This is a genomic window from Clostridiaceae bacterium HFYG-1003 (assembly GCA_024579835.1).
Classification (GTDB): Bacteria; Bacillota; Clostridia; order Clostridiales; family Clostridiaceae; genus JG1575.
Genome location: CP102060.1, coordinates 1,481,993 through 1,494,581, shown reverse-complemented (window position 1 = coordinate 1,494,581; position 12,589 = coordinate 1,481,993). Strand labels below are relative to the sequence as shown.

The following is a 12,589-nucleotide window of genomic DNA, read 5'->3' as shown; positions in this document are numbered from 1 at the left end:
TGAATCGCCAGGGACAGCCATCCGGCAAGGCGGCTCTGTTCGGGATCGAAGGATTTCCTCTCGACTATGAAAGAGAATATGGTATGATGTTATTGGAAAAAAATGATCTAATCTGGAGGTAGCTATGAAATATTTTATAGACACAGCAAACGTTGAAGAAATCCGCAAGGCAGCAGAGCTCGGCCTGCTCTCTGGCGTCACCACCAATCCTTCCCTGATCGCCAAGGAAGGCAGAAAATTCGAAGATGTCATTAAGGAAATTACCGAACTGGTCGATGGACCCATCTCAGCGGAAGTAGTCTCACTCGAGGCAGACGGAATGCTGAAGGAAGGCCGGGAACTGGTTAAAATCCATCCTAATATCGTCATTAAAGTTCCGATGACGGCAGAAGGTTTAAAGGCGACTCATCAGTTCAAGAAAGAGAACATCAAGGTCAATGTAACACTGGTCTTCTCCGCCGAACAGGCTCTGGCAGCTGCCCGTGCTGGTGCCGCCTACGTTTCTCCGTTCATCGGCCGTGTCGATGATATGGGCATAGACGGCGTTCTCCTCATTGAAGAAATCGCCACTATTTTCAACATGTTCGATATCGATACCGAGATTATTGCGGCTTCGATCCGCAATCGCCGTCATATCGCCCAGGCAGCACTGGCTGGCGCTGATATATCAACGGTTCCCTATAAAGTTCTCATGGAATCACTGAACCATCCGCTGACCACGTCTGGAATCGAACGGTTCCTGAAAGACTGGGAAGGCGTTAAAAACCTGTAATCCATCAGTCTGAGACCCCTCTGTCAGTCTGGAAATGTTTCCGATCTGACAGGGGGTTTTGTATACGTTGCGTGAACTTTCATGGTGAAAGGCCGGCAGATCAATTTGATGCAATCAAATTTTGGTATAATAGGAGGAAAGAAAGACTCCCGGAATTAAGAATGAATGGATTACCGACGGAGTCAGAAGGAGATTCACCATCATGAATAGGCAAATCAAATCAATTCTGGCGATTATTGTTTTTATCGCCATTCTGGGAGGCCTGAAACTCGTTTATGACGCAAACGTGAAAAAAGGAACTCTGGAAGGGGTGGCCGGGAATATAACAACCTCGGGTCCGAATGTGACCCAGCCGTCAGCGGCTACAATCCCGCCGGCAACAGGAGCTTCTACTCAGCCTACGGGTTCGACCGGAGAGCGTCCAACGGTCATGCTGCCCGATGCAACAGTCTATGATGCTCAGGGCAACACAGTGAAGCTGTCCTCGTTCCGCGGAAAAAAGACCATTATCAATGCCTGGGCCAGCTGGTGCGGACCATGCAAGGCTGAGATGCCGGATTTTGCGGAACTGGACCGGGAAGCCGGGGATGACTATCAAATCGTCATGGTAAATATCCAGGGTGGACTGGAGACCAGGGAAAATGCAGATCGATTTTTGAAGGATAATAACCTTGAGTTCACCACCATGCTGTACGATGAAGATATGGATTTTGCCCAAATGCTTGAGATCAGCAGCATTCCCACCACAATTTTCGTCGATGAGGAAGGTCAGATCCATATCTATCAGCAGGGCATGCTCAAGAAGTCACAGGTTCTTGAAGGCCTGAGCTACCTGGAGTAAGCCATGGATGCATCGGAACTGATCCTGTTGCTCATCGAAGGGATGCTGGCATTCATTTCACCTTGTTTTCTGCCGATGATTCCGGTTTACATCAGCTATCTGGCAGGTCAGGGAGAACAGAACCAGAAGACCCTGATAACCAACGCCCTGGGCTTCATCCTGGGTTTTACGGTGGTTTTTGTCAGTCTGGGTCTGACGGCCACCACTCTGGCCAAATTTTTAATTGCCGAGCGTCTTCTCCTGCAGCGCGTCGGCGGGGGACTCCTGATCCTGTTCGGGCTCAATATGACGGGTATTTTGAAGATCAGCTGGATGAATCGTGATTTTCGATTCCATGGCCCGGCGGCCAGACAGACCTTCTTTTCATCCTTCCTGTTTGGTGTTATCATATCTTTTGGATGGAGTCCCTGTCTGGGAGCATTTCTCGGCGCGGCTCTCATCCAGGCCGGGAATTCTGCCACAGTCTGGATCGGAGGATTCAAACTGCTCATTTTCAGCCTGGGGCTTGGTATTCCTTTCCTTGTTACCGCACTTTTATTCAACAATCTGACCGGCGTGTTTCAAGGTGTCCGCCGACATTACGAGACCATCAGTCTAATTTCTGGGATCTTTCTGATAATCATGGGAATTCTGATGGTATTGGACCGTTTTACTTTTTATGCCAATGTATTCTATTAAATCTGTTTATGACAGCATGGAACAGGCGGGTTCATCGACAGGATGTCCCGAATCATGGAGGTTTGAATTGCAAAAGACAAAATTACTGATCATTCCGGCAATCCTGCTGGTGCTTGGCGGCTGTGCCATGGAAGTTACACCGGGAAACCCGAACCAGACAGTTCCCGTGACCCAGCCCGCTCAGACTCAATCCGTCGCGACAACTGTACCGGTGGCAACAAAACCGCCGCTGGCACCAGAAGATCAGGCGAAACTCAAAGAGTGGGAAGAAAAGATTTATCCAGGAACCACCATTAATAAAATTGATGTTTCCGGACTTACACTCGATCAGGCAAAGAAAAAAGTGGAAAAAGAACTGATGGATCCATTAAAAGACCGCCGGGTTCGTTTTTCCTACGCCAACAAGAAAAACTACATGAGCTACAATAAACTGGAAGTAGCAATTGATGAAACCGTCTATCAGCAAGCCCTGGCCAACGGCAAGGATGCCACCGACGAAGAGAAACTGAAGTTTATCGAGGAGGGAAAACCCCTGGAACTGGACCCGGTTCTGGTATTCAATGATGGCTATGTGCTGGAAATGATGGAAGAGATCCAGGAAAATCTGACGGCTCTGTCTCATCAGTTTGCCGCCAAACGGGTTGATGGCAAAGTGGTGCTCAAATCCGGCGCCACAGAAGAGGTGCTTGATCGGGATGCCTTCCAGGCAGCTGTCCGCGAAGCGGTGGACTTCAGTCCGAAAAACAATCCCTACATAGAAGTTCCGGTCACGAAAATTCCGGTTACCATCACTCAGGCACAGCTTGATGCGATCGACAAACGGATTGCCAGATTTTCCTCTAACTACGGCTGGTCCTATGACGCGAGAAAATTCAATGTCAAGCATGCCGCGGGCAAGATCAGCGGCAGTCTGATCATGCCGGGTCAGGAATTCTCCTTTAATCAGTCCATCGGCGGCGGTGCCGGAACATCCAACGGCTTCCAGAACTCCGGTGTATATGTCGGACTGGACATGGTTTCGGAACCAGGCGGCGGAGTCTGTCAGGTTTCTTCCACCATGTACAATGTTATTCTGAAGCTTGGCATTACCCCGACTCAGCGGAAAAATCACGGAATGAGCATTGGGTACCTGCCTCCAGGCATGGATGCCGTCATTTATGCACCAAGTCTGGATCTGCGCTTTAAAAACCCTTTTGATGATCCGATCTACATCACGACAAGTGCCGACGGAGACACATTGACCTTCAATGTCTACGGAGCAGCCGACGCCATGGGCGGTTATTCCTACAAGTACGAACAGGAAGTGTACAAAGAAGAAAAGGCTGAGATCAAGGAAATGAAAGACCCTACGATTCCCAAGGGAGCCATTGTGCTGGATCCCGTCCCCCATAACGGTTCGTCAGCCCGAGTCTACAAGCTGACTTATAAAAACGGCAAGCTGATCAGTCGCAAACTGTATACGGACAATACCTATCGCCGTTCAGACGGAATCCGCCGGATCGGAACGGGCGTCGGCAGCCAGGTGAATAAAAAATGGTATTTCGAGCGTAAAGTTCTCCAATACCCCAAAGGCTGGGATGGTCCAAGATAAATAAACCACATTAAAAAACGAATGAATCGAACAAGGCCTGGAGCATTCAACTGCTCCAGGCCTTGTTCGGTTCTACATGCGATAGAGAAACCACTCGCCGGTGGAAATCTCATATTTCAGTTCAAACATCCGGATCTGTTCCTGTACCGGTCCGCTGCAGGTATAGATGTCAATGAATGATTTTCCGCTGCGTTCCCGGCGGCGGCGGCTGATCTGATCAACCATGATCGTTTCATAACCGGCATCGGACAGAATAACGCGGAAGCGAAGGGGGGTGATCCGGCCGTCTCTGGAAAAGGTGGCTACCACCTCAATGGGAATCAATAATACTTCCATGGTTTACCCTGCCTTACAGATTACTGTTCATAAATTTGAAGCCCGGTTCATCCACTCCGCCGGAGAATGGTTTCGTATCAGATGAGATGAAGGTGCCCCGGATGAGTGAATCATCCCCAAAACGCTGCCGGATCTGCAGTACAGTATCGTCCAGCTTCTCTTTTTTTGAATCTGTTCCAGATCAAGCAAAGACAGTTGAACCACCTGATTGGATCTCAGATGGGAGAAGGAGACGCCGAGTTTGCGAACAGCCTGACCCTCCCATATTTCATCAAAGAGGGCCCTGGCAATCTCATAAAGCGCAGTCATGGAATCCGTCTGCTGGGGCAGCTGACGCTGACGCCGCCGGGTTTTGAAGTCAGTGGTGGTGTAGTGAACCGCAACGCAGGTCGTATGGAAACCGGCTGCCTTGAGTCGCGGCACCAGGGTTTCCAGCAGAGACAGCAGCGTGCGGTGGCAGGCTTGACGTTCGGTGAGATCGTGAGGCAGGGTGGTTGAATTTCCCATGCCTTTTGTCTCCAACGTGCCCTCCGGATGAACTTTGGAGGAATCTCTGCCCCAGGCAAAATTCCAGATAACCATGCCGATTTTGCCGAATTGACCGGCCAAAAAACCACGATCGCAGCGAGCCAGCTGACCAATGGTTGAGAGGTTGATGTTTCGCAGCCGTTTGGCCAGTGCCGGACCAACCATAAAAAGGTCTTCAATCGGCAGTCCGTGCAGTTTGACTTCGACTTCCTCAGGATATAGCGTATGGACCAGATCAGGTTTTTTAAAATCGGAGGCCATTTTCGCGCACAGCTTGTTGGTTCCGATTCCAACATTCACAGTGAAACCCAAAGTCCGTTTGATTTCACGTCGAATCTGGTGAGCGATGCGTAGCGCTTCCGGTCGGGCCAGCGGCCCCATATCCAGAAAGCACTCATCGATGGAGTACCGTTCCAGCACGGGGCTGTAAGCGGACAGGATTTCGACCATGGCCTCACTGGCTTTGACGTAGACCTGATAACGTGGAGGCACAATCACTAGATCAGGACACTTCGCCAACGCAGAGAACAGCGTCTCACCTGTCACGATGCCAAAGGCTTTGGCAGGTACTGACTTGGCCAGAACAATGCCGTGCCGGTTTTCCGGATCCCCGCCCACGATGGCAGGCAGCTTCCGAAGATCTCGGACAGCACCGTGAGCCAGATCCCAGACGGCGCTCCAGGCCAAATAAGCTGAGTTAACATCAACATGCAGAATAATGGATTCCATGAGCCGCCTCCTGTTGGTTTCACTGGATCCATGAACTGGATCTTCAGCTTCATTATATCGAACAAATGTTCTAATGTAAAGCGGAAGACTCCAATTATTCGTTGAGATCAGTGCGGATCAATTATCACAAAATAAACATCCAAGCTAACCACTCACCACGGGAACATCACAGTCTCCATGTGTACATCACAGTCACCATGAGTACATTACAGTTTCCCTGGTTACATCACACACCGTATACAGGAAACAGCCGGCTCCACTGGAGTCGGCTGTTTCGTTAAATATACGTTTTGTGGAATCGACGGTAAAGGTTCTCGGTGTTGTCAAGGAATGCCTCGACTCTTCGTTCATATTCTTCCCGATGCTGATAATAGCCTAACAGGTGAGGGGAGTCGGGGGCGATGTAGATCTCATTGTATCCTAGTTTGAAGCTGGCCAGGATCTTGGACATTTTGGGGGGGACCATCTGATCCGCACCGGAATGGATGAACAGGACAGGCACTTCCAGGGCCTGAATTTCGGTGAGGGGTGAAACATTTGCCAAAGAAAAACCGGCACGCCGTTTGATAATCTGGTCAATGAGCATCAGCAGCTTTTTGGAACGGGTTCCAAGGAGTCGCTCCTCAAGTCCCAGCATGACTTCCAGAAGTTCTGAAAATGAAGAATCGGCAATGGCAAAGCCGATCCGTTCATCCTGATAGAGCGTCATGAGAGCAGTAGCAGCTCCGCCTGATTCCCCGTGAAAGCCAAGGAGCGAGTCGGATCCATACCGCTGGAACATCAAATCAGCCTGAGCTTTCAGATCCCATCGCTCGAAATAGCCATAAGTATAGTTGAGTCCGCCACTGGTACCATGATATCTGGCGTCGCACATCAGGACGTTGTACCCAAGCTTTCGGTATAACTGGAGGAATTTATAGGAGGCAATGAGGTTTCGGCCTTCCCGGTGCAGCAGAATAACGCTTTTATCTGACTTTAGATCAAATAAGCGGCCGTTGATCTGATAGCCGTAATTTGAAGTAATCGACACTTCTTCATATGGAATGCTTTTTAGCTGGGCAAATTCCGATTCGCTGTAGCCCAGGCGCTTTTTCAAGTCGGCTTCAATGTCTTCATAGTCATCCTTCGGGGGGTGGATAATCCGCTCAGCAATGAGCCAGGCCCCTCCGGAAGTGAGCAGGGCACTGGCCGGGACCAGACCTGCCAGAATCATGAGGATTGTCTGAAATGGCATGGGGACCTCCTTTCCTGCATAATGCTGATATCAAATTGATACCATTATTCTATCGCATAATCATGAACTAAAAATAGATAATTAAATTTATCTTGAAAATGACTGAATCAAGGCCTGGCAACGATGAAAACATTTTCGTCCGGGGATTGTAGTACCCTCATTATTTGAGACATAAATATTCAGCGATTTGGAGGAGTTTATTGAATATTTATGAACATGAGCAAAAACAGACCCTCTTTTTGAAAAAAACACTCAATGAACCCGCAAAAAGATTATGATTATCATTAAACCGTTGGTGCACCGAGGAAATTCAGGATTTTCAGTTATGAAGTCTATAATTTTTATCCATAACAAAATTATTCTTCTTGATTCTTATTGTTTTAAGCATTATTGTTGTATTTGGAATTGTTATAGAAATGTACCAACTTACGAATTGAACTTCCCCAAACCGGACTCAATCCAAGCAATACCGCTTCTTCCAACGAAATCGAAAGTAGGCAATGAATGAATCATAACGTAAAAAGAATATGGAATTATTTTACTTCGCTTCTGGTTGCGCTGGTAGTTATTCTGGCTCTCCTCCTGGTGGGTGTCCGCCTCATCGGCTATCAGGTATACACCGTCCTGTCCGGTTCCATGGAACCGACTTATGCAACCGGTTCCCTGATCTACGTCAGGCCTACTGAGGCAAAGGACATCATCGTGGGAATGCCCATCACATATGTATTGGATGAAAAGCTGACTGTGGTCACGCATCGGGTCATCGCAGCTGACCCGGTCAATCAGCAGTTTACTACCAAAGGGGATGCCAATCAGACACCGGACGGATCACCGGTTCACTTTAAGAATCTCATCGGCACTCCGGTCTTTACCATTCCCTACCTTGGGTATCTTGCCAATTATATACAGAAACCCCCTGGCATGTACTTTGCCATCGCAGCAGGTCTCATCCTGATTCTCTTAGTCTTCCTGCCGGACCTGTTGGGTGAAGATACAGAAAAACCCAAGGCCGAGGAGTCCAATTCCTAACCCAGAGGGCAATGCCGCAAGGCTCCCCATAGATTCTTTATTATCGGAGGTAAATCATGAAATCAAAACGCAAAGCACTACTTCTCGCCTTCAGTGCGATCCTGCTCGTCGCAGCCTCAGTACTGGGCACGTACGCCTTCCTGACCGCCCAGTCACAAAAGGTTGAAAATACCTTTACCGTAGGAAAAGTAGCAATCACTCTTGATGAAGCCAAAGTCACAGCCATGGGCGTTGTGGATGGCTCAGAGCGTGTTCAGGCCAACAGCTACAAATTGATTCCAGGTCATAGCTATGTCAAGGATCCGACGGTTCACATCACTGCAGGCAGTGAGGACAGCTGGCTCTTCGTGCGAGTCAACAATGGTCTCTCCGCCATCGAAAAAGCCGGGGACACGACCATTGCCAAGCAGATGGAGAAACTTGGCTGGACTGCTGTTGCCCCAGGCAGCGATATCTATGCCTATCAGAGTACCGTAAAGGCCGATGCCAACATTAAGGTATTCGAGCAGTTCATCGTCGATGGCGCAAAAACCGGAACTGACCTGACAGCCTATGCACCGGCCACGATTACAGTTGAAGCGTACGCCGTCCAGGCGGATGGATTTGCTAACGCTGATGCTGCTTTCAAAGCCGCTCCGTTCCCCGCTCCGTAGGAATCCAACACCAATATCAGAGGACTTATTCGTTCGAAGATCAATATCCCTTATACCAGCCTCACAATGTACCACATGACACCTGAATACGAAATTACAGATTTAGAAACGACTTCATAGCGTTCGTCATTAATGGGTTAAAAAAAAGGAGAAAAGAAAAAATGAAGAAGAAAATCACAACACTGGCACTCGTTGCCGCCCTGTTTGCTGTTACCCTTGCTGGCGCCACTCTGGCATTCTTTACCGATAAGGACAGCAAAGCCAATGTTTTCACCGTAGGTAATGTTGCGATCACTCTCACCGAGCCGAACTGGCAGCAACCTGCTGCCGTACAGCCTGGCGTTACCTATGAGAAAAATCCAATCGTGACCAATGATGGCGCAAACAATGCCTGGGTCCGCGTCAATGTGACCGTCACCGACGCTGCTGCCTTCAAGACTGCCATGACGAAGCACAGCATTACTCAGCTGGAGGGAATCTTCGCTGGATATGACACAGCCAAATGGGATCGGGCTGCGATCACCGAAGACACGGCGAAGGACACCATTACCTATTCGTATTACTACAACACTGTTCTGGCTCCTACAGCCACTACCGGCGCGCTCTTCACCAGCGTGACTTTGCCAGCTAAGTTTGACAATGCCGACATGACTTCCCTGGGTGCTGATTTCACGATCACAGTAACTGCCGATGCGATTCAGGCGGACACTTTTGGTAATGCAGCAGATGCCTTCAGCGCATTTGACGCACAGACCCCCTAGGACTGACTTTAAATAACAAGTGTCTGCCCGCCGAGGGCAGACCATACGAGAGTACCCGGCACAACTCGTGCCGGATCTTCTCATATGGTCAGATCGATAGATCATAGATATGCTCAGGACAGAGATTGATAAATATATATATTGCAGGACCTCGAAACAGACAGAAGAGGACTGCCTGAAAAAGGAGACGGATGCAGTGAAACGTAAACTGATGCTTCTGGCTTTACTCATGAGCTTATGCTCAATTCTCACCATTGGGACTTTAGCGTACTTCACCTCAGAAGAACGGGCCCATAATATCATTACTACCGGAAATATAGCCATTGAGCTCCAGGAACTGACGAACGAGCTGGATGAAACAGGCCAGCCGGTTGCTTTTGAAAATGTTCATGGCGTAATGCCAGGATCACAGATCAGTAAGATTGCTCAGATTAAAAATACGGGCAGTGCGGATGCTTATGTTCGGGTTAAGGTAGATGCTGCCATCACGCTGTCATCGGAGCGTGGGGAGCAGCCGGATTTATCCCTGATTCAGCCGGATTACAATCTGGAGCACTGGCTTGTGGGTGAGGGCGGCTGTTTCTACTACAGAAGGCGTCTGAAACCGGGAGAAACCACCGTTCCCTTATTTACAAAGGTGACTTTTGCCGAGACGATGGACAACCGGTACCAGAACAGCACCGCCATTGTCGATGTCAGGGCTCAGGCGGTTCAGGCGGACAACAACGGAGATCATGTCCTGGAAGCCAGAGGCTGGCCTGAACTGTCAGCAAACCAATGAGGAGGTCGATCATGAAAAAGAAAATACTCGCAGGCATCCTCATTTTCCTGATGATGATATCCGCAGGAATACCAGAAACCTATGCAGCCGGCACGATCCTGCCGGATCAGAGTGGGACGATGTATGAAGCATCGCCTCATTTTGTGACGTCAACGCCGGATTCCGTTCCTGACGCCGAGCAGGATTCATTGACCGAATCAGAACCTCAGGAAGTACCTGCTTCCGAGGGGCTTATCAATGAAGAGGTCGAATTGTGTCCTACCTGCGGGTTACCGAACTGTGCAGAAGGATGTACGGAACATCCGGAACATTGCAGCTGCCAGGTCCACCCGGTGAGCGGGGAACCAAAGGATAAGGATTCTGACCGGGCGGATCTGAACGATTATACTCCGGAACAGGTCGAGACCTTTACCAAGGGCCTTATCGTCAATGGCAAGCTCATTACTGGCATCGAACTGAAAGACTACCTGTTTCAGACGCTGAAGAAAAAGGACTTTCCTTTGGCGATCAATCAAATGAACAAGGATCAGGCAGGAAGCTTGGAGGGACTTGTTTCTAGTCATGAAGGCACCCGAATTGTTGAGGAGATGGTTCATCCGGGATTTATCTCCAATGATTATTCAGTATCAAAAATGATCAGTTCTTTTTCCAGGAACCGGTTGGGTCTTTTGGCCGCAGCACCTGTATCGGGTCCAGTGTGGCCGAATGAAGGTGCCATATTACTGGATAAAAAGGCTGTGGCTCTCCCGGATGATCTGTGGGAAGTCACGCTGAAAATTCAAGGGAAGAACTACAAGACAACGTCGGATGTTGTTTTGATCATTGACAATTCCAACAGCATGTACAATGATGCATCAAGAATAAAAAATACGAAAATAGCAGCCAAGGAATTCGGCGAGAAATTGCTGAAAGTGGGGTCCACTACCCGACTGGCGGTGGTCGTTTATGGCTCGGGGCTGGTTGATTCAACAGTATTCTTTGATTCAGCCACAAAGACTCAATTTACGCAATATATTGATTCCATTAATCAAAACGGATATTACGCCAACAACTATGATTCCGGCGGCACAAATATCCAGGCAGGGCTTCACGAGGCGGACCGGATTCTTTATTCAGCTCAGTCTACCGGCAAACTGAAGAATATCGTTCTCCTCAGTGACGGTGAACCCACCTTCAGTTATGAGTTCACCGGATCGGCTAGTTATGTAGACTGCACTGCGGGAAAGAATCATAAGACGGACCATTCCGGCGGTTATTTTACCAACATCAGAATGACCGCTGATTACACCAGAGTGGCCGGAAGCGGAAGTTCTTTTTACGTATCTTCAAATACATCGATCACCATACGATGTAATCATAATGTGGTAAGGACCTATAAAGTTTACGACGGCAATTCAGCTTTTCAGAACAGCGGCGGAAACAATGGTATGGCAACGATCTGGGAAGCAAACCAAACCAAGGCAAAGGGCACGACGGTCTATTCCATTGCTCTGCAGGCCGGAACAAATGGCGAGGCAGTATTGAAAGCGGTTGCCTCTGACGGAACTCTGGGAAAGGGCTATTTCCGAATTGCTGCCAATGAAACCAATGTCCCCAGGGTTTTGACGAATGCCTTTGCCTCGATTGCCGGCAGCATCGCAATCGCTGCATCCAATTCCCGAGTCACCGACCCCATGGGCGATAAGGTAGCGTTGGAGTTTTCGGGAGCCAGCCCTGTTTCTACGAATGACCTGACCGTATACCGGGCCGGTCTGGCTGATGTCTATCTGAGCCAAGGCAGTCTGACCTATGATCCGGTCACCCGGTCGATTCTATGGCAGGCAGGCAATGTGAATGAAGGAAATGACCCAACGATGATCTACCGGGTCGGAGTTCGGCCGGGAGTCACCATTTTGCCTGGCGAAATCGTTGATACCAATAAAGAAACGACCTTTGAATACACAGACTATCTGCAAAATCCGGTGGTGAAGGAATTTCCTCTCCCCAAGGTCAATGTGGGAGGCGGAACGATCCTGGTACACTGGTACCGGGTGAACGAGTTGGGAGAACCGGTGAACTCCGAGGGGTTACCGGTCGAAGAACCGCAGTTCGCTCAACAGATCCAGCCCGCCGACTATTTTGAATTCAATGGCACGAGTGCTCTGAACTACAACACAAGTTATATAGTCACAGCTCAGGTGTTTGCGGATTATGAATATCGGGAATTCATCTGGAACGACCTGACAGGATCCGCCCCATCGGTGAGTGTTACAATCCCGGCAGGAGACAGCAGCCAGGAAGTCTGGTTTGGCTATTATCTCGATGAGCTGTCCGATTTGCGCATTGTGAAAACAATTGTGGGGAATGAAACAGATCCCGAGCAGAAATTCCTGTTTCAGGTAACGGGAACTGATGCGAAGACCGCAGGCATCGACCTGACCGTTTCTCTTTCCGGAAATTCAGAACTTCTGATAAAGGATCTGCCCAAGGGGAATTATACGGTTCGGGAACTGACCGAATGGTCCTGGCGGTATACGCCGGATCAACAGCAGATCGATGTGGCGACGAACCCCAGAAGTACTGCTGAAGTCAGCTTCCGTAACCAGAAGACATCGGACCAATGGCTCTCGGGCGATTCCTGGATCCGAAATATTTTTCAATTACTTGGTAAATAGGA

At 49.2% G+C, this 12,589-nt stretch carries 12 protein-coding genes; 9 read left to right on the top strand and 3 right to left on the bottom strand.

Going from position 1 to position 12,589, the window contains the following annotated elements:
- Positions 1–124: 124 nt before the first annotated feature.
- From fsa to NQU17_06760, 4 genes are all read left to right on the top strand, one after another.
- Positions 125–772: a fructose-6-phosphate aldolase gene (gene fsa / locus NQU17_06775; protein ID UUM13254.1), complete on the top strand. Its 648-nt coding sequence runs from the start codon at positions 125–127 to the stop codon at positions 770–772.
- A gap of 202 nt (positions 773–974) precedes the next feature.
- Entirely contained in the window at positions 975–1,613 is a 639-nt protein-coding gene (locus NQU17_06770; GenBank protein ID UUM13253.1) for a TlpA family protein disulfide reductase, read from the top strand.
- A 3-nt stretch (positions 1,614–1,616) separates the two neighbouring features.
- Positions 1,617–2,291 carry a cytochrome c biogenesis CcdA family protein gene (locus NQU17_06765; protein ID UUM13252.1) on the top strand — a complete coding sequence of 225 codons (675 nt, stop codon included), beginning with the start codon at positions 1,617–1,619 and terminating at the stop codon, positions 2,289–2,291.
- A gap of 67 nt (positions 2,292–2,358) precedes the next feature.
- Positions 2,359–3,882 (top strand): VanW family protein, encoded by a 1,524-nt coding sequence (locus NQU17_06760; protein ID UUM13251.1) that lies wholly within the window; start codon positions 2,359–2,361, stop codon positions 3,880–3,882.
- A 72-nt stretch (positions 3,883–3,954) separates the two neighbouring features.
- On the opposite strand, the gene NQU17_06755 is transcribed toward NQU17_06760, so the two are convergent.
- From NQU17_06755 to NQU17_06745, 3 genes are all read right to left on the bottom strand, one after another.
- Positions 3,955–4,218: a hypothetical protein gene (locus NQU17_06755; GenBank protein ID UUM13250.1), complete on the bottom strand. Its 264-nt coding sequence runs from the start codon at positions 4,216–4,218 to the stop codon at positions 3,955–3,957.
- A 27-nt stretch (positions 4,219–4,245) separates the two neighbouring features.
- Positions 4,246–5,475: a DNA polymerase IV gene (locus NQU17_06750; GenBank protein UUM13249.1), complete on the bottom strand. Its 1,230-nt coding sequence runs from the start codon at positions 5,473–5,475 to the stop codon at positions 4,246–4,248.
- A gap of 277 nt (positions 5,476–5,752) precedes the next feature.
- Positions 5,753–6,709 (bottom strand): prolyl oligopeptidase family serine peptidase, encoded by a 957-nt coding sequence (locus NQU17_06745; protein ID UUM13248.1) that lies wholly within the window; start codon positions 6,707–6,709, stop codon positions 5,753–5,755.
- Between the two features lie 504 nt (positions 6,710–7,213).
- On the opposite strand from NQU17_06745, the gene NQU17_06740 reads away from it, so the two are divergent.
- The 5 genes from NQU17_06740 (at position 7,214) to NQU17_06720 (ending at position 12,587) form a co-directional block, all read left to right on the top strand.
- A complete protein-coding gene (locus tag NQU17_06740; protein ID UUM13247.1) occupies positions 7,214–7,738 on the top strand; it encodes a signal peptidase I in 525 nt (174 codons plus the stop codon).
- 56 nt (positions 7,739–7,794) lie between these two features.
- The gene (locus NQU17_06735; GenBank protein ID UUM13246.1) at positions 7,795–8,391 is read left to right on the top strand and encodes a SipW-dependent-type signal peptide-containing protein; all 597 of its coding nucleotides are present in this window, start codon (positions 7,795–7,797) and stop codon (positions 8,389–8,391) included.
- 161 nt (positions 8,392–8,552) lie between these two features.
- Positions 8,553–9,152 (top strand): CalY family protein, encoded by a 600-nt coding sequence (locus NQU17_06730; GenBank protein ID UUM13245.1) that lies wholly within the window; start codon positions 8,553–8,555, stop codon positions 9,150–9,152.
- Between the two features lie 196 nt (positions 9,153–9,348).
- On the top strand, positions 9,349–9,933 hold the full coding sequence (locus NQU17_06725; protein UUM13244.1) for a SipW-dependent-type signal peptide-containing protein: 585 nt from the start codon (positions 9,349–9,351) through the stop codon (positions 9,931–9,933).
- A gap of 11 nt (positions 9,934–9,944) precedes the next feature.
- On the top strand, positions 9,945–12,587 hold the full coding sequence (locus NQU17_06720; GenBank protein UUM13243.1) for a VWA domain-containing protein: 2,643 nt from the start codon (positions 9,945–9,947) through the stop codon (positions 12,585–12,587).
- Positions 12,588–12,589 lie beyond the last annotated feature (2 nt).

What these genes read in the sequence shown, in the direction of transcription:
- fsa (UUM13254.1), top strand. Translation starts at nt 125, where the DNA reads ATGAAATATTTTATAGACACAGCAAACGTTGAAGAAATCCGCAAGGCA.
- NQU17_06770 (UUM13253.1), top strand. Translation starts at nt 975, where the DNA reads ATGAATAGGCAAATCAAATCAATTCTGGCGATTATTGTTTTTATCGCC.
- NQU17_06765 (UUM13252.1), top strand. Translation starts at nt 1,617, where the DNA reads ATGGATGCATCGGAACTGATCCTGTTGCTCATCGAAGGGATGCTGGCA.
- NQU17_06755 (UUM13250.1), bottom strand. Translation starts at nt 4,218, where the DNA reads ATGGAAGTATTATTGATTCCCATTGAGGTGGTAGCCACCTTTTCCAGA.
- NQU17_06750 (UUM13249.1), bottom strand. Translation starts at nt 5,475, where the DNA reads ATGGAATCCATTATTCTGCATGTTGATGTTAACTCAGCTTATTTGGCC.
- NQU17_06745 (UUM13248.1), bottom strand. Translation starts at nt 6,709, where the DNA reads ATGCCATTTCAGACAATCCTCATGATTCTGGCAGGTCTGGTCCCGGCC.
- NQU17_06740 (UUM13247.1), top strand. Translation starts at nt 7,214, where the DNA reads ATGAATCATAACGTAAAAAGAATATGGAATTATTTTACTTCGCTTCTG.
- NQU17_06735 (UUM13246.1), top strand. Translation starts at nt 7,795, where the DNA reads ATGAAATCAAAACGCAAAGCACTACTTCTCGCCTTCAGTGCGATCCTG.
- NQU17_06730 (UUM13245.1), top strand. Translation starts at nt 8,553, where the DNA reads ATGAAGAAGAAAATCACAACACTGGCACTCGTTGCCGCCCTGTTTGCT.
- NQU17_06720 (UUM13243.1), top strand. Translation starts at nt 9,945, where the DNA reads ATGAAAAAGAAAATACTCGCAGGCATCCTCATTTTCCTGATGATGATA.